The following is a 23,547-nucleotide window of genomic DNA, read 5'->3' as shown; positions in this document are numbered from 1 at the left end:
AGCCGCCGCTTCGGGCCCGAGGCGATGAAGGAGTGCCGGTGACTGATACGAACAATAGCCACGATCCGAATGCAGATCATTCCGGCTCTACCGGTGGTGGGCCCTTCGTGCCGAAGTCACCCAATGAAGCGCTGAGGCCTGAGCGTGTGCCTGAACCACCGCGCCGCTCCAAGAAGGCGCGAAGCCAGCTTGTCATTTTCCTGAACTTCGTCATGACGATGATCGTACTGGTCGCCGTCGTTGCCGTGGGCGTTTTCTACTACATCATTTCGGCCTATCAAAAGCCTGGTCCTCTCGAAACAAACACGCATTTTGTTGTGCCAGAAGGGGCAGGCCTACAGCAGATTGCGCAAAGCCTGGAGCGTAACGGCGTTGTTTCCGATGCGCGCGTCTTCCGTTACATGACGGCGACTTATCTCCGCGATGGCCAGACTTTGAAGGCCGGTGAATACGAGATCAAGGCCGGCACCTCGATGAAGGATATCGCTTTGCTGCTGGAATCTGGCAAATCGATCCTCTATTCCGTTTCGATGCCAGAAGGTCTCACCGTGCAGCAGATGATGCAGCGCTTGGCCGAAGATCCTGTGCTTGAGGGCGCGCTGCCAAACGAGCAGCCGCCTGAGGGAAGTCTCCGCCCGGACACTTACAAATTTTCTCGCGGCACCAGCCGCACGGAGATTTTGGCGCAGATGCGCGTGGCGCAGGAAAAACTGATTGACCAGATTTGGGAGAAGCGAGATCCCGATCTGCCGATCAAGACGAAACAGGAATTCGTCGTTCTGGCTTCAATCGTTGAGAAGGAGACGGGCAAGGATGATGAGAGGGCGCATGTTGCCTCTGTTTTCATCAACCGTCTCAATAAGGGTATGCGCCTGCAATCCGATCCGACCATTATCTACGGCCTGTTCGGTGGAGCGGGCAAACCCGCCGATCGGGCAATCATGAAGTCTGATATCGACAAGCAGACCCCTTTCAATACCTACCAGATCAAGGGCTTGCCTCCGACGCCGATTGCTAATCCGGGCCGTGCCGCGCTGGAAGCCGTGGCTAATCCCTGGCGCACCAACGATCTTTACTTCGTTGCTGACGGATCAGGGGGGCATGCTTTTGCCGCATCGCTCGATGAGCACAACGCCAATGTTCGTCGCTGGCGCAAAATCGAAGCAGAACGGGCCAACGAGACACCTGATGATGAAACACTAATGGATGGTTTGCCCGGCGGTGCTGAAGCCGAAAAGCCACCAAAAGGCTGACTGGGCGCCCGTGCCTCCCGCTGGTCATTGGCGACCATACGACATGATTTGAAAGGACGAGACCATGAGTGTTCAGTCCATGACCGGCTTTGCCCGCCGGGAAGGCTCCGTCGAGCGCTACCGTTGGGTTTGGGAGCTTCGGTCGGTCAACGGCAAAGGACTGGATGTGCGCCTGAGAGCGCCATCCGGCTATGAGGCCCTCGAAACAGATATCAAGAAGCGTATTTCCGAGCGTATAAGCCGGGGCAACATTCAGGCTACTTTGACGGTGTCGGTCAGCGAAGCAAAAGTAGATGCCGTGCTGAACCGCGATGCGCTTCACGCCATTCTTGCCCTGCGGAGTGAATTGGGCGAACTGGTCGATCCTGCTCCTCTTAAGCTGGATACAATTCTCGGGTTGCGCGGTCTTGTAGAGATGCGTGAGCCAGAGGAGCAGCCTGAGACCTTACAAAAGCGGGATGAGGTCATTTTGTCTGGGTTGGATCAGGCCGTAGATGATCTTGCTGCCATGCGCACAGGCGAAGGGCAGGCTCTGGGTTCCATTCTGAGGCAGCAACTACGCACGATCGAAGCGCTCGTTGGCACTGTAGAGAACGACGCCTCTCGCGCGCCAGACGAGATTGCCCGCCGTCTGCAAGGTCAATTGACCGCTCTGATGGACAACAACAACGGGCTGGACCGGGATCGCCTGTATGCCGAGGTTGCGCTACTTGCCACCAAGGCAGATTTGAGAGAAGAAATCGATCGATTGAAGGCCCATGTGGCAGCAGTTGAAGAGCTTCTGGAAAAGGGCGGGCCTATTGGCAGGCGGTTGGACTTTCTTGCACAGGAATTTAACCGCGAATCCAATACCATCTGTTCCAAATCCAATTCAGCTGCGGTAACCGCGGCAGGCATCGAACTCAAGGTCGTAATCGATCAGTTCCGTGAGCAGGTTCAAAATTTGGAGTAGTGCATGAGCCCGGCCCCTAGCGCGCCCGTGAAGATTGCCCGCCGAGGGCTTATGCTGGTTCTTTCATCGCCGTCTGGCGCTGGAAAATCCACTATTGCTGGCAATCTGTTGCGTGATGATCATAGCCTCGAGATCTCTGTTAGCGTGACGACGCGCGCCAAACGCCCCAGTGAGATTGCTGGCAAGCATTATCACTTCATCACCATTCCTCAGTTTGAGCGTATGCGTGAAAACGGAGAGCTTCTGGAATGGGCAGAGGTGCACGGCAATTTCTACGGTACGCCGCGCGAGCCTGTCGAAAAGGCTATGGCGGAAGGCCGTGACATGCTGTTCGATATCGATTGGCAGGGCGCGCTGCAATTGCAGGAGCGCATGAAGGCGGACATCGTCTCGATTTTCGTTCTGCCGCCAAGCATGACCGAGCTGCAATCGAGGCTTCACCGCCGTGCTGAGGATACTGAAGAGGTCATCCGAACGCGCTTGGCAAATTCTCGCGCCGAGATCGAGCATTGGCGCGAATATGATTATGTCATCGTCAACGATGATCTGGACGAGGCCTTTCATAACGTGAATAGCATCGTCAATGCTGAACGCATTCGCCGTGACCGTCGGTACGGATTGTTCGATTTCGTTCGCGGATTGCTGGAAGAAGAGCCCGTTCTGCCGAGCTGATCCTGGTTTAAAGCTGTTTAGCCAAGGCAGTTCGCAAGCGTCACAAATTCTTCCACGGAAAGCGTTTCCGCCCGGCGGGCGGGATCAATGCCCGCCTTTGCAAGCAGCCCTTCGCCGCCCAGCGATTTAACACTTTGCCGCAACATCTTTCGGCGCTGCCCAAAGGCCGCTTGGGTAAGCTTCTCCAATGCACTGATATCACACGGCAGGGGATTGGGCTTTGGGGTGAGATGGACGACGGAGGACGTAACCTTGGGAGGCGGTGTGAAGGCCTGCGGAGGAACATCAAAGGCCATGCGTGCATCCGTTCGCCAGCCGCACAGGACGCCAAGCCGCCCATAATGATTGTCGCCTTCATGCGCCACAATTCGCTGGCCCACTTCTTTTTGAAACATCAGGGTAAGCGACTGCCAGAAGGGCGGCCATTCGTCAGGCACCAGCCAATTCAAGAGAAGCTGCGTTCCAACATTATAGGGCAGGTTAGCGATGATTTTCACCGCCTCACCCTTGGCCAGCGACTGGAAATCTGTTTTCAGCGCATCACCTTCTATGACCTCAAGTCGCCCAGGATAATGAGCTTCGATCTCAGCCAGTGCGGGCAGACAACGGGAATCGCGCTCGACAGCAATGACCTTTTTTGCACCAAGGGATAGAATGGCTCGCGTGAGGCCACCAGGGCCAGGGCCGACTTCGAACACGGTAACACCTTCAAGCGAGCCAGCCGTGCGGGCAATTTTCTGTGTCAGGTTTAGGTCTAGCAGAAAGTTTTGGCCGAGCGCCTTGCGCGCATCAAGGCCATGCCGCGCAATCACATCGCGAAGCGGCGGAAGTCCATCCAATGTTGCCATTAGTTTCGATTACCTGAATGATAGGCCAAGTCCGAAGCGAGCTTGAGGGCAGCAACGAGGCTTGATGAACGCGCCACGCCTTTGCCAGCGAGGCCAAAGGCTGTTCCATGGTCCGGAGATGTGCGGATAAAGGGAAGACCCAGGGTAACATTGACCGAATCGTCAAAACCCAATGCCTTGGCGGGGATCAACGCTTGATCATGATACATGCAGATAGCCACGTCATATCGCTCCCGCGCTTCATCATGAAACATAGTGTCTGCGGGCAGGGGGCCGATTGCATTGATGCCAGCCTCTCTCAACCGTTCGATTGCGGGTGCGATGATATCGCGATCTTCCACGCCAAGAGCACCATTTTCCCCGGCATGCGGATTGAGCCCTGCGACGGCTAATCTAGGTGCTTGGAGGCCAAACCGAGTACGCAGATCGTGTGCTGTAATTCGGCAGGTCTCTACAATGAGATCTTCCGTTAAGGCTTGCGGAACAGCATGAAGTGGAATGTGGATGGTAACGGGAATAGCGCGCAGCTTCGGCCCCGCCAACATCATGACCGGCAAGCAAGGTGAGCCCGTCGCTTTCTCAGCCAGACTCGCGAGAAATTCCGTGTGGCCCGGAAAACCGAAGCCTGCGTCATAGAGTACGGATTTTGCAATAGGATTGGTGACGACAGCGCCTGTTAAGCCGCGCATGGTGAAATCAACCGCCGTTTCGATTGCGTTGATCGTGGCGCGCGCACCGGCCACATGTGCACGTCCAGCTTCAATCACCGTGCCAATGGGAATAGGATAGACCGGCAAGGCATCGGCAAAATGTTCTGCGGCAGTCTGCGGCTCTGCCTCAACAATGGGAACGGTGAGCCCAAGCATCTTGCACCTGGCAGCCAGAACGGCGGGATCACCAATAAACAGGAATGGTTGAAGCCCCAGTTCACGGCGCGCCAGCCACGCAGAAATGGTGATATCCGGCCCTATACCAGCCGGATCACCCTGCGTCAGCGCCAAGGGGCGCGCCGGTCGCAATACCGTTATCAAGGATATACAATCTGCGCCTTCTTGCGCAGCTCTTCCATATACTTTTCGCTATTCGGATCTTCGCCGCCCTTTTTGGCCTTGCCAATATCTTCCGCACGGAAGACGACTTCGGCGGCTGTATCGTCAGATACCTGGCGCTGATTACAGATGGCGAGATACTCCACGCCCTTTTCGGTGACGCGAGTACCTGTGGTGCCATTCGCCGACGCTTTTTCGATGAATGGCTTCCATTCTTCCGGCAGTTCCGGCTTCATGACACGACCCAGACTGCGTATGGAAACATCACGCATAGTCTTGGCAAATTCTTTCGATTGATCGCAACCGGGGAAACGGGAGCGGGATTTTTCCGCCTCTGCCTTACGCTGGCCAGTGATTTTGCCACGTTTGGATTCCGGTATGACGAAGATGACCTGCTGAAGGAAATACTCGGTGGTGACCGGCTTTTCCTTGCTTTCCATCATGCGCTTGACCAGTTCATCGGAAGACATGCGGCCGCCGCCGTAACGGGCATTGACCAAGCGTGGCCAGCTCATCTGGATGGCTATGTAGGATTTGAAGTGTTCGACGCCCACGCCAGCTTGCTCGAGAATCTTGCTCATCTGAGCCGGGGTAAGCTTGTTGCTTGCGGAGAATCGCTCGAACGAGCGGTCAACATCTTCCGTGCTGACGGACATTTTTACACGCGCGATCTCATCGCGCTTCAGGGCTTCGTCTACCAGTTCGGTACGAGCCATTTGCTGTAGATTGCCGGTCTTTCGCTGCAGCTTCAGGAAGGCAACGCGTCGTGCAATATCATTGCTGGTAATCGGCGTCTTGTTCACAACCGCAACCACCTGGCTTGCCGCATGTGCAAACTGCATCGAAGGCTCGGCAACGAAAGATAAAGCGAGTGCCGTTGTTGCAAGGGCAATTCGACGCCATGCTACGCTTGCGAACATCTCTCGTCCTTTCCTGATGGCGGAGCGGCTCACAAGAGCCGCCTGCCAATATGCTGAATGATTTCGCTGTGGATTGCACATTTCATGCGGCGAAACAATGACGTTTAGCCGGTCAAATCACAAATGAGATTATCAATCCGTCTGGCCACCAATGTTGATGTCGCCCAGTGTACGGAAACTGAGACGTGCAACCACTGACCAGTCATTTGCATCTGTGCTTGCAGGCTTGTCCGTATAGCCAACCGTGAAGATCGTGCACTCGTCCGCATAGGTCACGCCAAGACCGCGCCGAACGACCCGATCATTGTTCAGATCCCAAGTTGCAGAACTGGAGAGAGACCAGTACTCGTTGATTCTGAAGCTGTTGGCGCTCTTGAGATACTGGCGGTCATCAGGATTGCCGTATTCCGGCTGGGCCGCGATGTTGGTGTAGATCAGGCTACCACTCACGCGCGGCAAGCTGTAGCTGATGGAGGCATCGGCCCGGCGCAGATCCAGAGTTTTCTCGTCAAACCGGCCTTGGCCCTGAAGGCTGTAGCCCTGTGGCAGGTCCAGTGCTGCCATGGCTACAAAATCGGAAACATCCGTTTCCAGGCCAGAATCAGCGCCGACATTTACAAGGTCCGGCGTTGCAAACGAGTTCAGGCCAGCAAGCTGGTAGGACTGACCCACAATACCACGAACGCCAATGCCGTTATTGAACGTGCCGGTGTAGCGAAGACCGACATTCGCACGCGTGCCACCTTCTACACGGTCAAAGCCGGAGAACTTGTCACGATCAAACAGGGACGTGGCGTCGAACACGAAGCTCTGCGCGTCTTCGTTCATCATGCTGCCTGCCAACTGCTCGTTGGGGCGTGCATAAATTTGGGCAATGGGTTCCAGAATATGGGTGCTGTTACCTGCCTCGAACAGAATAGGGTAGCGCGCCTCGAGACCGGCCGTCAGCATATAGCGGGAATTGCCGCCATCATCCGAGAAATCACCGGCATAATTGAAGGTGCCGAAGCTTGGCGCCGAATCGCCCGTCTGGCGCATCAAGTCGCCGCGTGCAGCCAGAAGAGGCGTCAGCAGCAGACCTTGGTCCGTTGTGAAGGTACGTTTCCATTCGGCTTCCGTGGAGAAGCGGCTATAGCTGCCTTCCAAACCACGATACCGAGCGGTGTCGCCCAAAGAATAGAAGTCGTCTTCACGACGTGAAAGGTTGGTGAAATTCGTCGTAATCGACAATTCACCGCCCGCTACAGGCTCTGGCGCGTAGTAGACGTAATCCAATGACGGATAGACAACCGCCTGCTGTTTTTCAGGCAGCTTGTTGCGGCTGGTATCCTGGATATCGAAATAGTAGTTGTGCAGATCGAACGAATTCCGCTGCCCCAAGCCTGTCAGATAGATATCGTTGGTGAACGGCGACGCCGATGTTCCGGTCAGCTTGTAAGTGTACGAGAAGTTATTGTCCGTCTGGTACATCACGTTCCAGCCGAAAGCCCAGCGCGGATTGATCTGGAAGCGAGCCTTCGACGCGATCATGCCGCGTTGCTTTACGTCATCACTGGTGCCGGATACGAAGCCGTCCGGGCTCTTTTGATCGATGTAAGCAAAGCGGAAGGTGTGGTCGCCCGTCTCGAAACGGTTGCGAACCTCACCCTGCAGGAGCAGGCCCTGCTTCGTGTAGTAGGTCGGCGTGATGGTCGCATCCATGCTCGGCGAGAAGACATGGTAATAGGGCACGGAGATGCCAACGCCCAGCTTGTCCGTTACGCTCGCCCGCGGGAAAAGGAAGCCAGACTTGCGCTCGACAGTTTCATCCGGAACGGTGACGAACGGCAGGTAGCCGATCGGCATGCCGAACAGCTCAAATTTAGCGTGTTCCAGGCGAATCGTGTGAGCCTTGCCGTCACGAATGACGCGCTGTGCCTTCACCTGCCAAAGAGGGGCACGATCAGGCCGTTTGGCACAAGGCAAGCAAGCCGTATAGACGCTGTTGTTCAGCACCATCTTATCGTCGGGAAGCTGTTCAGCACTTTCGGCGAGAAGACGGGTATTGTCGGTTGTCTCGACGCGAAGCGAATTGACGAAGCCTTCGCCAAAATTGTCCGTTACATCGAGTGAGTCGGCATAGATCCGGCTACCACTTGGCTCGATCAATTCGATATTGCCAGTCGCCATCACACGACCGCTCTTCTGGTCGTACTCCACACGCTGCGCCACCATCCGGTAGCGATTGTAATAGATCTGCACACGACCATTGGCGGTCACGCGCTGCGTATCCTGATTATAGGTCAGGTCATTAGCGCGCAGGAGCATCTTTGCTCCATCTGCAGCTTCGGGTGCAAGGGTTGAGCCCTGCGCGAAAACGGGCAACGGGTAGGCAGCCGCAATGCACACAGCCGTGCTGGTCAGCAGGGCTGCGAAAAGCCGTCTGTTATTCCCGCGGTCAATTACCGCCACTAGCCATCCTCCTGATGAAGCAGGATTGTCGCTCCCAGAGCCAACGCAACAACGACTGGTAACCAGACGGCCACGAAGGGAGGAACGACCCCGCTGCTTCCGAATGCTTTCACAAGCACAGACACAACATAAAGCACGAAGCCGCAAACGATGCCACCCAGAATTACCGAGCGCGATTGCGCCATTCGGCTGAAGCGGAGGGAAACCGTTGCTGCTATGAGCGTCATTGCCACGAGAAGGAGCGGCAAAGACAGAAGCGAGTGAAACTGAGTTTCGAGAGCCTTTGTTGAGATACCGAAGGATTTCGCTACCTCAATTTTTCTTAAAATGTCAAAGAAAGCAACACTTTCGGGCTTGGCGAGCGACTCCTGAAGGAATTCCTGTTTTAGATTTGTACGAACTTGTGCCGTTGCAACGCGTGCAGCCGGGGCGTCGGTTCGAGTCTCAAGAACGTTGTTAAGCTCCCAGTAACCATTTTCCAAGGTGGCTGTGGTTGCATCTTGGCGCAATGTGACGCGGCCGTTCTTGTCGAAGTGGAAAACCACCACGTCATTAAGTTTGGTGCCGCCGTTTTCGAAGCCTTTTGCACCGATAACCGTGTCATTGTCGCCGTCGATCTGCCGAAGCCAAGGAAGGAAGTTCGAAGGTTTGGATGCATTGCTTGCCTTGCGCCAGTCTGTCTCCAGATTCGATGCGAAATCCTGGCCAAAGGCGGCAATCGGATTGACGACGGTTGTTGTCAGGACGCCGATCAGGAATGCTCCGGCCACAAAGGGCAGAACGAACTGCCATACCGAGAGCCCAGCAGCGCGCGTTACCACCAACTCCGAGCGACGGTTCAGCGTAATCAGCGTGGTCATGCCGATAAACAGCGTAAGAGTGGGCACGGTTTGTTGGAGGATGAGCGGCAGCCGAAGCGCTGTCATCAGTAACCCGCCAGAAACGCTATAACCGACAAAACCTGCCATGCGTCGGCTGGTCTCGCTGAAATCCGCAAGAAAAATAATGCCGCACACGCCGAGGAAGAACCACAGCGCGGTAATCATGTAGCGTTTGAAAAAGTAGCGCGAAAGTGTCGGGGCCGCGATCATGACGCACCTCCCTGCCGTTTTGCGTTGGCGGCCAGGAAACGCTTTCGCGCACTTTGGGCAACATAGCTGAAGGGACGCAAGACGAATGCCGGAGCAGAGATCTGTCTATTGGTTGTCAGCATGAAGATCATCAACAAGCCGAAGGCGGCAGGAACGGCATAAATCAGAAGCACTGCCTCCGCAGAGGTTTTCGCCATGTTGGTAATATAGAAACTCAGCCAGCGTAGCGCAAAGCAGAGAATGAGCGCCATGACCATCGGATGAACACGTGCGCGGCGGCTCGATCTTGCACTACCGGCGACCACAAGCGATATCAGGCCGAATACGACCGGCAACATCCAGTCGGAAAGCCTGCGGTGCAACTCGGAACGGAAACTGCCCGGCGAGTTCAGGAATGTCTTGTCCGTGGGGTCGGGGTTGATCAGGAAGCTCAGGCTTCTGTCACTGGCATAAACCGGTGCGCCATCCGTTGATTCAGACATGGACGACAGGTCGAATGCGTAAGAAAGAAACTTGACGATCGAGACCCGGCCATCCTGCGTTTTACGGTGCACCTCACCATCACGCATGGTAAGGGTCTTTCCATCTTCTGCGATGGAACCTTCACGCGCGTAATAGATAAGGTCCATGGTCGGGTCACGATAATCGACCATGAAGATGCCCGTCAGGACGCGGCCCGAATGGCGCTCGGAAATCTGGACATAGAGGCCGTCTTCAATGCTGCGGAATGTCTTTTCCTCAATGACCGAAGAAAGAAGGTCGGCATAGGCCGCTGCCACCATCTCACGCGCTTTGACGCGAGCCGGTGGTTCGACGAAGTTCGTCATCAGGAACGACAAGAGAGCCATGCTGAGCGTCAGGATCATCACGGGCTTGTAGATGACCGAACGCGCCGAGCCTGCCGCGTCGATGACGGCAAGTTCCGAGTCGTTGTTCATGCCGTTCAGCGTTTGCGTGATGCCGATCACGATGGCGAAGGGAAGAACGACCGGAATGATGGTGGGCAGAATGAAGCTGGCGAGCGTCATGAACGAGCCCATGGATTGGCCCGTATCGGTCACCAGATTGATGCGGCCAAGCACCTGGATGGTCCAGATGATTGTCAGCACGGGTACCAGAGTTATGAGAAACATCTGGAAGGCGCGCCGGAAGATGTAGCGTTCAAGTATCTTCATAAGGGTCCGATATGCCGACATCCATTACGGCTGCAAAGCCGTTCAGCGAGCGGCCCTAATCGGCTCTTACGCAATTTGTATGGCAAAGGCGACAGGTCACTGATCACAAACGAGCGTTCGACCACGGATTTTTTTGTCGCTGTGTCCCGTAATACACCGTGACCCCTGCATAGACGACGGCCGAAGACAAAAAGCCTAGCACGACATCGGATAGATAGTGCCCTCCGAAACCCACCCTCAGAAACGGCGAGATGAGACAGCACAGGATGATGGGCGGGCTCAGAATCAAGCGAAGTCTCGGTGGAAGAAGCACGATCAGGCATGCGAGCCATCCAGCACCTGCCGCTTCGCCGGAGATGAAGGAGCAATTGTTGATGCATGATCCGTCCAGAGTACCAGCAGCGGTAAAATGGTGAGTGCCACCAAAAAAGTCTGTTTGGTAGGGACGGGGACGGCCCGATATGGTCTTTAAAATGAGGTTGACCAGAAGGTATGGGCCCAAGGCTCCTGAGACGAGCGCAATCCAGTATTGTCGCGTAGCCTTCGCGTTATAGGTCGCTCCGTGCTGCTGAAGGTTTCTTAAAATGGCAAGAGCCAGAAGCACCGCTACCGCCACTGGAAGATAGAAATAGATCCGGCGCAGATGAACAAGCAGATCTTCCCCAGAGTAGGGAAAGCTGCCGCAAATACTGCTCAGGTGAGTGCCGGACAGGCAGGTCCCCTTGAGAAAGAACTGTTGCGAGACCCAGATGTCGATTTGGGGGAAACTATAGAAAATGCCTAGCAGCGCCCACCAGAGGACGAACAAAAAGATAAACCATATGGCGGGCTTTTTGCACAAAGCGACTGCGTTTCCCAGTTTCAAGGATGCACGGGTTTGATAGATGTCCGCCAATTCCGAGAGGGCCTCCCTGCCTTCTGTCTTCATTTTATGAGGATTGCTTTGTCAGTGGCAAGCGATTGCGCGACACGGTAAATTAATTCTCACCGATTCCTGCCTTGCCGTGGTTTCGTACCACTCCAAATGGCTATAGCTCTGATAATCAATGCCTCCTCGGGAGAAGATATGTCCTCCACATTCAACATTCGCTTTGTTCCATCTACAGATTCGCCATCCAAGCTTGCCATTCTTCTTCAGGTGGCCGGACAGGGTGAACCTGCCGGAGCAGCGCTTGCCGATCCGGCCTCTGTCAATCAGCGCGCCGCCGAAGTAGCCGCCTTTCGTGCCAAATCCATGACAGTGCTGGATTTGATTGCTCCTCATCAATCTCCTTTTGACAGGATTTCCATTCTTGGCCTTGGTAAGCCAGAGTCTTTGACGGATTATGATTGGCTGCGGGCAGGAGGTAAGGCTGCAAGCCTCATCAAAAATGTCGATTCGGTCACAATCTTTCTCGATGCGCCTGGTCTATCGGTTTCTGGCCGCCAAGCAGCGGATTTTGCGCTCGGAATGCTCTTGCGGGCCTATAGCTTTGATCGTTTCAAGACCAAGAAAGAAGAGGACGAGGATAAGGCAGGCAAACGCGTTGATGTCATCCTTGTCACTGCTGCCCATGCGAATGCTGATGCGCTCTTGAGCGATTCCCAGGCGGTTGCCGGTGGGGTCAACCTGGCACGCGAGCTGGTCAACCTTCCGCCGAACATTCTTGGGCCAACCGAGTTTGCCGATCACGCCAAGGCGCTGGTAACCCTGGGTGTGGAGGTTGAAATTCTCACCGAAACAGAAATGCGCGCGCTTGGCATGGGTGCGCTGCTGGGTGTGGCTCAAGGCTCGGTTCGCCCGCCGCGGCTTGCTGTTATGCAGTGGAAGGGTGGCAAGGCTGGCGAAGCGCCGTTGGCGTTCGTTGGCAAGGGCGTGGTTTTCGATACAGGCGGCATTTCCATCAAGCCTGCCGCCAATATGGAAGACATGAAGGGCGATATGGGCGGAGCGGCCGCAGTCATTGGTCTTATGCATACGCTCGCGGCACGCAAGGCCAAGGTCAATGTCGTCGGCATTCTCGGCCTCGTTGAAAACATGCCGGATGGTAACGCGCAGCGTCCGGGCGATATCGTGACCTCGATGTCTGGCCAGACCATTGAGATCATCAATACGGATGCGGAAGGCCGTCTCGTGTTGGCGGATGCGCTTTGGTACTGCAATGATCGCTTCAAGCCGCAATTCATGGTGAACCTTGCCACGCTCACGGGCGCTATTCTCGTCGCGCTCGGCAATATCCACGCAGGTCTTTTCTCCAACGACGATTCTCTTTCGGAAGGGCTTTTGAAGGCCGGCGAACAGACTGGTGAGAAGCTATGGCGCATGCCGCTCGGCAAGGATTATGACAAGCTGATCGATTCCAAATTCGCCGACATGAAGAACACCGGCGGGCGCTATGGCGGCTCCATCACGGCGGCTCAGTTCCTCAAGCGATTCGTCGGCGAAACGCCTTGGGCGCATTTGGATGTGGCCGGAACTGCCATGGCCTCGCCCTCGAACGAGATCAATCAATCCTGGGGTTCCGGCTATGGCGTGCGCCTTCTGGATCAACTGATTCGTGATCGCTACGAGGCGTGAACGCTGCAATGACAGAAGTGCTCTTCTATCATCTGACGGAATCGAAACTCGAAGATGCGCTGCCCTCCCTCCTGGAAAAGAGCGTCGAGCGAGGCTGGCGGGTGGTGTTGCAGACGGTCAGTGAAGAGCGCCTCCAGGTGCTTGATCAGCATCTTTGGACGTTTCGCGATGACAGCTTCCTGGCTCATGGGACGGATAAAGCTGACATGCCGGAGCAGCAGCCGGTGCTTCTGACAACTGGAGGCGAAAACCAGAATCAGGCGACGGTACGCTTCATCGTGGATGGAGCCTCGCCGCCCGATCTGGTGCAATACGAACGCGTTGTCTTCATGTTCGACGGTTATGATGCCGAACAGCTTGAGGGCGCGCGCGCGCATTGGAAGCGTTTGAAAACGGAAGGGCATCAATTGACCTATTGGCAGCAGTCGCCCGAGGGGCGCTGGGTCAAAAAGGCATAGTTAAAATTGACCAAAGGATTGGAACCAATAATGTCCGAGAATACGCGCCAACCGGATCATCCCGTCGCTGATATCTTTCCCGCTCGCTGGTCGCCACGCGCGTTTACCGACGAAAAAATGAGCGAGCAAGATGTTCACTTGATCCTTGAGGCAGCCCGTTGGGCTCCATCGGCCTCAAACGTACAGCCTTGGCGCTTCGTTTACACCTTGAGAGGTGACAGCAGCTGGGATGTCATTCTTGGCGCTCTGGTGCCTGCCAATCAACTTTGGGCAAAGAATGCCAGTGCCTTGATCGTTGTCATGAGCCAGACCCATCGCCTATCTCAGGGGCAATCAGCGCCTGTCGAAAATGGCACGCATGCTTTCGATGCGGGTGCGGCCTGGGGTTACCTCGCCTTGCAGGCCCACATTGCAGGCTTTGTCGCACACGCCATGGCGGGTTTCGACAAGTCCGCAATGATCCAGGCGATCAATCTGCCGGAGGGCTACGCACTGCATGCCGTGGTAGCCATTGGAAAGCAGGCCGATCCTTCTACTCTTCCTGAGGCCTTGCAGGCGCGCGAAACGCCGAGTTCTCGTCACCCGCTGAGTGCCACGGTGTTTCACGGCAAGTTCAAGGGCTAAGCTTGGAGCGGGAAGTGCTGGAAGGCGGCGTTTCCGCCCTCTGGCCATTAGTTTGCAAGGGAAGCTGTCAAGAAAGAGGATGGCTTGGCCCGATGCAGGCTTACAACCTTGTAGCCCTCAGCCTTCAACTGGGTCAGCAAAGCTGGCAGCATGGCGGCTGTCCGCGTGTGGATGTCGTGCAGCAGGATAATGCCACGTCCGTGTGATCGCAGAGCGTTGATGGTGCGTGTTGCAACGGCGGCAGGTGAATCGGCGAAGTAGTCCTTCGAATCCACCTGAACATCCAGAACAACCATGCCATCCTTGGCTACCCAGCTTCGCAGGGTCTTGGTATCCGCCAGATAGGGGAAGCGGAAAAAGCCGACATCCTGCTGGGTTGCCGCACTCACCGCCAGACGTCCCTTTTCTATTTCTGCAATCGCAGCCTGGAAAGAAAGATTACGCAAATTGGGGTGACGATAGGTGTGGCTGCCAATGGTGTGGCCATGGCGGACAACAAGTTTGGCGATATCTGGATGGGCCTTGGCCATCTCGCCAACCATCAGGAAAGTTGCCTTCACTCCATACTGATCGAGCGTCGCAAGTATCCTCTCGGTCTTCTTTGGCATCGGTCCGTCATCGAATGTCAGCGCCACTTCTTTGTCACGCAGTTTGAGATCATCCAGAGACGCGACCTCGATTACCCGACCCGCCAAGCCATTTGGATTATTGACCCGCCCCCACGCTGCAGGCGTCAGAGGCACGGGATCATTGGCATTGATTTTCGCCGGAGACGTCGCAGCCGGAGCTGCGGCGAAGGCGGAAACAAGTGTCCCGCCTTCGGAAACAGGGCGCCCTGCACAGGATGCAAGAAGGCAGGCAAAAGTGGAGGCAACACAAAGGGCGCGGAGAAACATGAACCGACTCAGACTGGAGATTAAGAGATTGAAATGCCTCCTGACTTAAGTCGATTATGGTTAATTTCTTATTTATTCCGGTTGTGGAATGGTCGCCCTGGTCTCTGAAACCAGCGCTTCACCCGCTCTTCATCCTCTTCCTCCAGCAACCAGCGGAACGGCATGTCTCATTTGGCGGGAAGCTTGATTTGCGGCTTTCTCCAGCTTGAAGCGGGAAATCAAGTTGAGAAGATTATAGGCGTCATCAGCCAGTTTTACGGTTCCAGCTGTTGTCTCTTCCACCATGGCAGCATTGCGCTGCGTGACCTGATCCATTTGACCAATGGCCGTGTTGATTTCAATCAGGCTGCTGCTCTGTTCTTGTGAGGTGGTGGCGATCGAATGGACTTCTTCATTGATGCCGTCCACATGCACCCGGATTTGCGAGAGAGCATCACCCGTGGCTTTAACGAGCCGCACACCCGCATCCACTTCCTCGCCTGATTTGGTAATCAGTGCCTTGATATCCTTGGCGGCAACGGCAGAGCGTTGCGCAAGTTCACGGACCTCCTGAGCAACAACCGCAAATCCCTTTCCGGCTTCACCTGCACGGGCTGCTTCCACGCCAGCATTCAAGGCCAGCAGGTTTGTCTGGAAGGCAATCTCATCGATCACATTGATGATCTGGCCGATCTGGCCGGAGGCCGCTTCAATCCGCTGCATAGCGGAGATGGCATTTTCCACGACATTGCGGGATTGTTCGGTGCTTTGCCGTGCATCTTCTACCTTTCGTGCAGCATTTGCCGCACGGCTGGTTGAATGGGTTGCAGCCGTAGTGATTTCTTCCAGGGCTGAAGACGTTTCCTCCAGCGCGGCAGCCTGCCTTTCTGTCCTCTTTGCCAAATCATCGGATGCCGTACGCAGTTCCCCCGAGCCGGAATTGATCTGATCCACCGACTGTCGAACCTCTTGCACAACCAGGCGCAGGGCTTCCATGGTTGCATTGACGTTACCTTGGAGCTCCGCGAACGCACCACTGAAATGTCCCTGCATCCCCTCTGTCAAATCGCCTTGAGCCAAGGCACTCATGACACGACGCGTCTCACCCAGCCCCTGATCAATGGAAGTTACAAGCTCATTCATCGCCGTTGCGAAGGCGTTCAATTCGTCGAATTGATAAGCAATATTCATGCGCTGCGTGAAATCACCCTTGAGGGCCGCACCCACCATCGCACCGATATCCTGTCGAAGTTCGTTGCATTTCTGGCTATAACTCGCCTCCTGCTCGCCCAACTCCCGCACACGGATGCCGTTCTCCTTAAAAACCTGAACCGCTCTGGCCATCTCGCCAATTTCGTTGCGGCGTGTTTGGAACGGGATGTTGATATTGAAGTCGGCCGATGCCAGCCTGCGCATCAATTTCGTAATGCTATCAATCGGTCGCGAAACTTCACGAAACACGAACAGAGTGGCTGCGGCACCGGCAATGACACCGAGAGCAAGCAAAATCGCATTTGACATAATGGAACGACTGAAGCTGTCAGCGCTATCGGCATACATGCGCTTTGCAGCATCCACATTGGCATCGCGAAATTCATCCGCGTAATTGTCCATTTGTTCATAGCTTTTCACCATGTCACCAGTCAGGAGACTGGCGGCCTCTTGTTTCTTGCCAGCGCGTGACAAGGCAACAAGCTTGTCGTTCAAAGCCAGATATTCTTCCGAAGCCTTGGTGAAGCCGGCAAACGCTGTTCGCTCCACATCAAGCGAGACCATGGGAGCGTATTTGGCCATTCGATCTTTAAGCTTCGTCACCTCTTTGGAGAGTGCGGCATCGGCATTCGCCATGGCTTCAGGATCAGAAGTCAGGATATGGCGCGTCTGTAGACCGCGCAGATTGGCGATGGAAATATTCAGACGGTTGGTAATATCGACGCTAGGCACGGCATCATTCGCAAGACCATCGACATTGCCGAAAATGCTTCGCATGGACGACAGCGCAAACCCTCCCTGAAGCAGCAGGAGGCAAAGAAGCAAGGCAAACGCAGAGGTTAGGGAGGATTTCAGCGAGAGTGACTGGAACATCTTGGCGTCCACTAGGCGGGGATTGATTCCTTCATGGAACCATTCTGGAACACGCGGTGACGAGCTTTCATAAGCTCGGGCAAAGGCATGCGAAGCTACGCGCATTGCAGAGCAAGCACGAGGGAACTCGCAGTCTCTTTTGAATGAGTGCGAGGAATGCGATCAATGAAGGCATGGCTGCGTTTTGGTTGTGGCGCAGCCCAGAAACATACACGTAGACGCTACGCGTTATCGTGAATGCGATCAGAATTTCTATATTAAGATGTATTCAGGAATTTAAAATATTCCTAAGGCTGCATTGAAAATGGTAATTAACGCGCTACGGAAAATGCAATAGTTTACATCTGATACTCTTTCAGATGCAAGGAGATAGAGAAATTGATCTTTGTTAGCTGGTTGTTTGCCGAGCTTTGCGTCTAGCTTGCTAAAGCATCTTCATATTGGGATGACAGTTCGAGCCACAGCTCTTCCGTTGCAGCCAATTTTTCAGCAGCATCGCTACGTTGCTTGGCTTTTTCTGCCGCTATTGCAGGTGATTTCTCATAGAGCTTGGGATCAGCCAGTTCCACGTCCAAAGTCTGGATCAATTTCTCAAGCTTTGCGGTGAGAGCTTCCGCATCGTTTATCCGCTTTTTCAAGGGAGCAAGCGAGGCGCGCTTTTCAGCATTCACCTTGCGTTGGTCAGCCTTGGATACTGCTTCCTGAGCATCTGTCGCAGGCTTGTCGTCTTTCTTGCGCGAGGAGGCGACAACGATGTTTCGATACTCTTCCAGATCGCCATCAAAGGGAGCGACCGTGCCGTTATTGACCAGCCATAGGCGATCCACCGTTGCTTCGATCAAGTGGCGGTCGTGCGAAATCAGGATCACAGCACCATTGTAATCATTCAGCGCTTCAATGAGCGCACGGCGGCTATCGATATCAAGATGGTTGGTTGGTTCGTCGAGTATCAATAGATTCGGCGCATGAAACGCGGCAAGGCCCATGAGCAACCGTGCTTTTTCGCCGCCTGAAAGGTCTTTGGCAGCAGTATCCATTTTCTCGGTGGCGAGCCCCATCTGGGCCACGCGAGCGCGAACCTTCGCTTCCGGCTGTTCAGGCATCAGGCGTCGAACGTGATCGGCAGGCGACTGATCTGGAATGAGATCGTCCAACTGGTGCTGGGCAAAGAAGCCGATTTTCAGGTTTGGTGCGGTCTTCAGGTTGCCTGCCTGTGCTTCCAGGCGGCCTGAGATGAACTTTGCGAATGTCGATTTACCATTGCCATTCGACCCAAGCAACGCAATGCGGTCATCATTATCGATGCGCAGGGTTACGTTTTTCAAAATAGGCTTTTCTGGCTCATATCCAATAACAGCCTTGTCTATGGCAACGATGGGCGAGGATGGCTGCCTCTCAGGCTCCGGGAAGGTAATCGGCTGCACGTGATCCTCGATCACTGCGGCAACTGTGCCCATGCGCTCCAGCGCCTTGATGCGGCTCTGCGCCTGCCGGGCCTTCGTTGCCTTGGCGCGGAAGCGATCAATGAAACTTTGTAGATGCTTGCGTGCAGCGTCGTTCTTTGCCTTCGCCTTCATCTGCAATTCATCGGCTTCCGCCTTCTGCCGCTCGAAGGAATCGTAACCGCCGCGATAGAAGGTAAGCTTCTTCTGGTCGAGGTGGACAATGGCATTGACGGCATTATTCAGGAGGTCGCGGTCGTGGCTGATGATGATGACGGTGTGGGGATAACGCCGCACATAGTCTTCCAGCCATAAGGTGCCTTCCAGATCGAGGTAGTTGGTCGGCTCATCGAGCAGCAGGAGATCCGGCTCTGCAAACAGAACGGCTGCCAAAGCCACACGCATGCGCCAACCGCCAGAAAATGAAGATGCGGGGCGGCGCTGTGCTTCAGCATCAAAGCCAAGCCCCGCCAGAATGCTGGCGGCCCGGGCTTCCGCTGAATGGGCATCGATATCAACCAGCCGCATTTGGATTTCGGCGATGCGGTTCGGGTCCGTCGCAGTTTCGGCTTCACGCAAAAGGGCTGTTCGTTCCTTGTCGGCTGCCAGCACGATGTCGATCAGCGGGTCCTCGGTGCCGGGTGCTTCCTGCGCCACCTGGCCGATGCGAGCATTCTTTGGCAGCGAGACTGATCCGCTCTCCGCTGCCAGGTCACCGGTGACAACCCGGAACAGTGTAGACTTTCCCGCACCATTGCGGCCCACAAGACCAGCCTTGGTGCCAGTAGGGAGGCTCACGCTGGCGTGGTCTAGAAGAAGGCGGCCAGCAATGCGTGCGGAAAGATCGGTTATCGTAATCATGGTCGCGGTTTTGGCCGAAGTTCACGCTCTATGCAAGAGAGTGCGGCGCATGTGCTCACTATTGCCAACGACTGCCTTCTCCACGCAGGAAATAACTGATGTCCAGAGCGACAGATGGCTGGCCCAATGAGGTCAGGATTGTATGCACCTGACCGCGATGATGGGTCTGGTGGTTGAACACATGTCCAAGAATGGGGCTGAGCCGCTGCTCCATCTTTTCCGGCATGCTGACCGGCGTATAGGAAATGATTGAAGAGAGATCCGCTTCGCTCAGTCCGCCAACCCACTCGATGATACGCTGATCCTCCGTCTCGCGTGCGGTTCGCAATTCTCCCAGGCTTTCATACAAAACGGCATCAAGGGAGGTCGGCACTTCACCGGTGCCTGTGAAGCGCTTCAGCCAGATGCGATCTGCCACGAGCAAGTGGTTGAGGGTCCGCTGGGCAGAACCGAAGAATGCGCCTTTGTCCGCTCGAAATTCCTCTTCGCTGATCTGAGCGCAGGCGTCATAGAGGCGGCTGTTGGCCCATCGATTGTAATCGGCAAACATTTGAAAGTGTTGCAGCATCGGTCTCTCCTTGAAAGAAGCGCAGGCTAACACCGTGATGCAGCAATGTATTGAATGGCATCCATGAAATTATTCTATTTGATCGACACGAAGGCTGGCTCCACTAGTTAACATTCCAGAGACCGAACGGGAGCCTGATGTGATGACCAGAATTCTCTATTCATTGTGTGGCCGTGATGAGAACCGGCCGTTCTCCCCTCATTGCTGGAAAGTGGTGATGGCGCTCGAGCATAAGGGACTGGAGTTTATCGAGCGGCCGGTTCCATTCACCGAAGTGCCGAAAATAGAAAACGGCTTTTCCAAAACGGTGCCGGTTTTGCGGGATGGTGATCTCCTCATCCGCGACAGCTTCGATATTGCAGTCTACCTCGAGGAAACCTATCCCAATCGTCCAACCCTTTTCGGTGGAGAGGGTGGCAAGGCCTTGGCGCGCTTCGTCGAGGGCTATTCGCAAATGCTTGTCCACCCGGTCCTCACGCGTCTCGCCATCAAGGACATTCACGACATGCTGGATGAGAAGGATCAGGCTTATTTCCGGGAAAATCGAGAGGCTCGTCTTGGCCGCAAGTTGGAGGAATTCAGCGAGGGGCGGGAAGAGGCCGCAAAGATGCTGTCCCAACAGTTGGAGCCTATGCGGCATATGCTGAAGTTCCAGCCCTATCTCGGTGGGGAGAGCCCTCTCTTTGCCGACTACATTCTTTTCGGCGCGCTTCAGTGGCTGCGAATTACCACCGGTTCTCTCTTCGTACCGCAGGACCACTCTGTCACAATCTGGTTCGAACGGTGCCTTGATCTGTTCGATGGTAGAGGCAGGGCAGTCGCTTGAACCGGTGGGCTGCGTGTGACGCTTGCGTGAAATTCCGCGCTGCCCTCTTGTTTTCGTGATTCGGGGCAGCTAAACACCGCCCACTCATCCGCAAACTCAAGGATTTTCAGGCAATGGCGATTGAACGCACCTTCTCCATGATCAAGCCAGACGCAACGAAGCGCAACCTGACGGGCGCTATCACCAAGGTCTTCGAAGACAATGGCCTTCGCGTCATCGCTTCCAAGCGCGTTTGGATGAGCCAGCGTGAAGCTGAAGGCTTCTATGCTGTTCACAAGGAACGCCCCTTCTTTGGCGAACTGGTTGAAGGCATGACCTCTGGCCCAACCGTTGTGCAGGTTCTGGAAGGCGAAAACGCAATCCTCAAGAACCGCGAAATCATGGGCGCGACCAATCCTGCCCAGGCTGCTGAAGGCACGATCCGCAAGACCTTCGCTCTCTCCATCGGCGAAAACTCGGTCCACGGTTCTGACGCCCCGGAAACGGCTGCTCAGGAAATCGCTTACTGGTTCGCTGAAACCGAAATCGTCGGCTGATTTCAACTCTTTGATGAAAATTTTGAAAGCCGCTCCAGGGTGCCCGGGGGCGGCTTTCCGCTTTTTTGAACAAAACCGCAGATGCCCCTTAGCCTGGGAAAAAGCTGGCTTATATACGCCGCCAGTAATCCTTGCGAAGGAGTGGAAGCATGAAAGCCGTCGCCTATCAAACTGCCGGGTCACTCGACAGAGCCGATTCACTTGTGGATGTGGAACTCGAAACGCCAGTCGCAAAAGGCCGCGATCTGCTGGTCAAAGTGAAGGCAGTCTCTGTCAACCCGGTCGATACCAAGATCCGCACCCGCGCCTCTGCCGAGCCGGGCCAATGGAAGGTGCTAGGTTGGGATGTTTCTGGCGAAGTGGTTGCCGTGGGTGATGACGTATCCGGCTTCAAGGTAGGCGATGCCGTTTATTATGCCGGAGCGCTGGATCGCCAGGGTGCCAACAGCGAATTTCATCTGGTGGATGAACGGATAGTCGGGCACAAGCCAAAGAACCTCTCGGATGCCGAAGCTGCCGCATTGCCTCTGACAGCCATTACCGCTTGGGAAATGCTTTTTGACCGGCTTGATGTGACGAAGGCGGTTCCGGGCGCGGCAAACGCGGTTATGATCATCGGAGGTGCAGGTGGCGTGGGTTCAATCGCTATCCAGCTTCTTCGTGCACGGACCGATCTGACGATCATTGCTACGGCATCCAGACCGGAGACCCAGGATTGGGTGAAGGAGCTGGGTGCGCACCATGTCGTGGATCACGGTAGGCCGCTCGCGCCTCAGGTCGATGCGCTTGGGCTCGGTCACCCGGCCTTTGTATTTTCAACAACGGAAACGCAGCTCCATGTGGCGGACGTCGCTGAACTGCTGGCTCCTCAAGGACGGTTCGGGCTGATCGATGATCCGGCTGTCATGGATATCATGCCCTTCAAGCGAAAATCAGCGTCGGTGCACTGGGAATTCATGTTCACACGTTCGATGAGCCAGACGGCTGATATGGCAGAGCAGGGCGGATTACTGAACGCGGTTGCTCAACTGATTGAGGAAGGCAGAATCAAGACCACGATGACCGACGTGATCTCACCCATCAATGCAGCCAACCTGAAATCCGTTCACGCCATTCTGGAAAGCGGCAAGGCTCGCGGCAAGCTGGTTCTGGAAGGTTTCTGATGAACTTGCCTCCTCTGGTCAGGTCATCGGGGGAGGCTGCTTTGCCCTATGTAGGGCAATTCTTTTCGGGTGTCATATCCACTTCGTTGTCTGGTTTGAACACCTTTGGGTTCATGTCATAGGCCGGACCGACAATCAGCGGGTTCGCAGGAAGAATGCTCTGGTCCAGCGTTGCTAAAACCTTGGTTTCCAGCGTTTGCTGGACCTTTCCGTTCGCATCCTGCAACTGCACCTGAACCGTGTAGCTTTTACCCTCTCGAACGCATTGCACATCCGGGCTTTCCAGCACGATTTTTTTCATGTTCGCGTAGAGCGGCTGGCGGGTCATCAGCGGGTTGCCTCCGCGCGGGTCATCATAAATGGCAACGGCCAAACCACCTTCGGGCAAAGGAGCTATGGGACTAAGTGTGACGACATAATTGGCTTTGGAAAGACGATAGTTGAATACAAAGATATGGCCGGAAAATTCCGCCAATTTTTGGTCGGTGTCTCGCTGACAACCAGACAAACATGTCAGTAACACCACCGGCAGGATCGCTTTTCGCTTCATTCCGCTTCCCCTCCCATTCTTTTGCGATAGTGGCGTGCGGCCTTCATACGGTTGCCGCAAACTGACATGTCGCACCAAAGTCGGCTTTTGTTTTTGCTTCGATCCAGGAATAGCCAGCCACAATTACCGCAAATCTTCATGCGCGTGGGACCAGGCAAGGCGACCAATCGTAAGGCCGAATGAACCACTTGTGTTTCCAACGAACGGGGAGCGGGGTTGGCGCAAAGAAGTAGTGCGCCACGCCTCAGTAATTCTGCAAGCAGGGAAGGTTCGTCTTGCCCCAAAGCGACTGTGCGAAAATATCCATCAACCGCCTCGCGAAACGACATGAAGGGTGGAAGGCTGGTGGGTTTCAGAGGTGTAATTTTGCCAAAAAGATCGCGCTCAGCAGAAAAGGCCATGGCCGCCTCGGCAAATTCCTCAAGTTGGCGCGGCACCGCAAACCGGTCGACACGTTTGGTGGGATCATGGCGAAGAATGACGCTGTTCGCCACATCAAGCGCCAATGCGCCACCGGCAAAACGATGAGCGGTCCAGGAGAATGTCATGCTGAATTATAACTGGTAAACGCGATTATGCCAGTTATAATTT

The 23,547-nt window shown here is 55.1% G+C and carries 22 protein-coding genes; 9 read left to right on the top strand and 13 right to left on the bottom strand.

The window, feature by feature from the left end; genetic code table 11:
* Positions 1–38: 38 nt before the first annotated feature.
* The 3 genes from mltG (at position 39) to gmk (ending at position 2,877) form a co-directional block, all read left to right on the top strand.
* On the top strand, positions 39–1,253 hold the full coding sequence (gene mltG / locus AC0JZ1_RS11125) for an endolytic transglycosylase MltG (protein ID WP_471882423.1): 1,215 nt from the start codon (positions 39–41) through the stop codon (positions 1,251–1,253).
* A gap of 64 nt (positions 1,254–1,317) precedes the next feature.
* Entirely contained in the window at positions 1,318–2,205 is an 888-nt protein-coding gene (locus tag AC0JZ1_RS11120) for a YicC/YloC family endoribonuclease (RefSeq protein WP_471882422.1), read from the top strand.
* Between the two features lie 3 nt (positions 2,206–2,208).
* The gene (gene gmk, locus AC0JZ1_RS11115) at positions 2,209–2,877 is read left to right on the top strand and encodes a guanylate kinase (protein WP_471882421.1); all 669 of its coding nucleotides are present in this window, start codon (positions 2,209–2,211) and stop codon (positions 2,875–2,877) included.
* 17 nt (positions 2,878–2,894) lie between these two features.
* On the opposite strand, the gene rsmA is transcribed toward gmk, so the two are convergent.
* The 7 genes from rsmA to AC0JZ1_RS11080 all read right to left on the bottom strand — a co-directional run bounded on the left by rsmA (position 2,895) and on the right by AC0JZ1_RS11080 (position 11,339).
* Positions 2,895–3,725: a 16S rRNA (adenine(1518)-N(6)/adenine(1519)-N(6))-dimethyltransferase RsmA gene (gene rsmA / locus AC0JZ1_RS11110; protein ID WP_471882420.1), complete on the bottom strand. Its 831-nt coding sequence runs from the start codon at positions 3,723–3,725 to the stop codon at positions 2,895–2,897.
* Complete coding sequence (gene pdxA / locus AC0JZ1_RS11105; RefSeq protein ID WP_471883424.1) at positions 3,725–4,744, bottom strand: 4-hydroxythreonine-4-phosphate dehydrogenase PdxA; 1,020 nt, start codon at positions 4,742–4,744, stop codon at positions 3,725–3,727. The genes rsmA and pdxA overlap by 1 nt, the downstream gene beginning before the upstream one ends.
* An 8-nt stretch (positions 4,745–4,752) precedes the next feature.
* Entirely contained in the window at positions 4,753–5,694 is a 942-nt protein-coding gene (locus AC0JZ1_RS11100) for a SurA N-terminal domain-containing protein (RefSeq protein WP_471882419.1), read from the bottom strand.
* Positions 5,695–5,826: 132 nt separating this feature from the next.
* Positions 5,827–8,145 (bottom strand): LPS-assembly protein LptD, encoded by a 2,319-nt coding sequence (locus tag AC0JZ1_RS11095; RefSeq protein WP_471882418.1) that lies wholly within the window; start codon positions 8,143–8,145, stop codon positions 5,827–5,829.
* Entirely contained in the window at positions 8,145–9,236 is a 1,092-nt protein-coding gene (lptG, locus tag AC0JZ1_RS11090; RefSeq protein WP_471882417.1) for an LPS export ABC transporter permease LptG, read from the bottom strand. The genes AC0JZ1_RS11095 and lptG overlap by 1 nt, the downstream gene beginning before the upstream one ends.
* Positions 9,233–10,411, bottom strand: coding sequence for an LPS export ABC transporter permease LptF (lptF, locus tag AC0JZ1_RS11085; protein WP_471882416.1), 1,179 nt, complete (start codon positions 10,409–10,411; stop codon positions 9,233–9,235). The genes lptG and lptF overlap by 4 nt, the downstream gene beginning before the upstream one ends.
* Positions 10,412–10,514: 103 nt before the next feature.
* Positions 10,515–11,339, bottom strand: a complete 825-nt coding sequence (locus AC0JZ1_RS11080) for a phosphatase PAP2 family protein (RefSeq protein ID WP_471882415.1) — start codon at positions 11,337–11,339, stop codon at positions 10,515–10,517.
* Positions 11,340–11,477: 138 nt separating this feature from the next.
* Between AC0JZ1_RS11080 and AC0JZ1_RS11075 the strand changes: the two genes are divergently transcribed.
* Genes AC0JZ1_RS11075 through AC0JZ1_RS11065 form a run of 3 tightly spaced genes read left to right on the top strand, consistent with a single transcriptional unit; the run spans position 11,478 to position 14,050 of the window.
* On the top strand, positions 11,478–12,968 hold the full coding sequence (locus tag AC0JZ1_RS11075) for a leucyl aminopeptidase (protein ID WP_471882414.1): 1,491 nt from the start codon (positions 11,478–11,480) through the stop codon (positions 12,966–12,968).
* A gap of 8 nt (positions 12,969–12,976) precedes the next feature.
* Positions 12,977–13,426 carry a DNA polymerase III subunit chi gene (locus AC0JZ1_RS11070; RefSeq protein ID WP_471882413.1) on the top strand — a complete coding sequence of 150 codons (450 nt, stop codon included), beginning with the start codon at positions 12,977–12,979 and terminating at the stop codon, positions 13,424–13,426.
* 30 nt (positions 13,427–13,456) lie between these two features.
* Positions 13,457–14,050, top strand: a complete 594-nt coding sequence (locus AC0JZ1_RS11065; protein ID WP_471882412.1) for a nitroreductase family protein — start codon at positions 13,457–13,459, stop codon at positions 14,048–14,050.
* A 47-nt stretch (positions 14,051–14,097) separates the two neighbouring features.
* On the opposite strand, the gene AC0JZ1_RS11060 is transcribed toward AC0JZ1_RS11065, so the two are convergent.
* The 4 genes from AC0JZ1_RS11060 to AC0JZ1_RS11045 all read right to left on the bottom strand — a co-directional run bounded on the left by AC0JZ1_RS11060 (position 14,098) and on the right by AC0JZ1_RS11045 (position 19,881).
* Entirely contained in the window at positions 14,098–14,946 is an 849-nt protein-coding gene (locus tag AC0JZ1_RS11060) for a polysaccharide deacetylase family protein (protein ID WP_471882411.1), read from the bottom strand.
* A 129-nt stretch (positions 14,947–15,075) separates the two neighbouring features.
* Positions 15,076–17,010, bottom strand: coding sequence for a HAMP domain-containing methyl-accepting chemotaxis protein (locus AC0JZ1_RS11055; protein ID WP_471882410.1), 1,935 nt, complete (start codon positions 17,008–17,010; stop codon positions 15,076–15,078).
* 416 nt (positions 17,011–17,426) lie between these two features.
* Positions 17,427–19,313, bottom strand: a complete 1,887-nt coding sequence (locus tag AC0JZ1_RS11050; RefSeq protein WP_471882409.1) for an ABC-F family ATP-binding cassette domain-containing protein — start codon at positions 19,311–19,313, stop codon at positions 17,427–17,429.
* Positions 19,314–19,371: 58 nt separating this feature from the next.
* Positions 19,372–19,881, bottom strand: a complete 510-nt coding sequence (locus AC0JZ1_RS11045) for a DinB family protein (protein ID WP_471882408.1) — start codon at positions 19,879–19,881, stop codon at positions 19,372–19,374.
* A gap of 142 nt (positions 19,882–20,023) precedes the next feature.
* Here AC0JZ1_RS11045 and AC0JZ1_RS11040 point away from each other — a divergent pair, with 142 nt between their 5' ends.
* The 3 genes from AC0JZ1_RS11040 (at position 20,024) to AC0JZ1_RS11030 (ending at position 22,406) form a co-directional block, all read left to right on the top strand.
* Positions 20,024–20,707, top strand: coding sequence for a glutathione S-transferase family protein (locus tag AC0JZ1_RS11040; RefSeq protein WP_471882407.1), 684 nt, complete (start codon positions 20,024–20,026; stop codon positions 20,705–20,707).
* A gap of 113 nt (positions 20,708–20,820) precedes the next feature.
* Positions 20,821–21,243 (top strand): nucleoside-diphosphate kinase, encoded by a 423-nt coding sequence (ndk, locus tag AC0JZ1_RS11035; RefSeq protein WP_471882406.1) that lies wholly within the window; start codon positions 20,821–20,823, stop codon positions 21,241–21,243.
* A gap of 149 nt (positions 21,244–21,392) precedes the next feature.
* Complete coding sequence (locus AC0JZ1_RS11030; protein ID WP_471882405.1) at positions 21,393–22,406, top strand: zinc-binding alcohol dehydrogenase family protein; 1,014 nt, start codon at positions 21,393–21,395, stop codon at positions 22,404–22,406.
* Positions 22,407–22,452: 46 nt separating this feature from the next.
* On the opposite strand, the gene AC0JZ1_RS11025 is transcribed toward AC0JZ1_RS11030, so the two are convergent.
* Positions 22,453–22,956: a hypothetical protein gene (locus tag AC0JZ1_RS11025; protein WP_471882404.1), complete on the bottom strand. Its 504-nt coding sequence runs from the start codon at positions 22,954–22,956 to the stop codon at positions 22,453–22,455.
* Positions 22,953–23,504, bottom strand: coding sequence for a CGNR zinc finger domain-containing protein (locus AC0JZ1_RS11020; RefSeq protein ID WP_471882403.1), 552 nt, complete (start codon positions 23,502–23,504; stop codon positions 22,953–22,955). Before AC0JZ1_RS11020 ends, AC0JZ1_RS11025 begins: the two co-directional genes overlap by 4 nt.
* Positions 23,505–23,547: the final 43 nt, after the last annotated feature.

Source organism: Affinirhizobium capsici (assembly GCF_977018625.1).
Note: the sequence above shows the minus strand (reverse complement) of the source record. Positions and strands in the feature narration are given on the sequence as shown.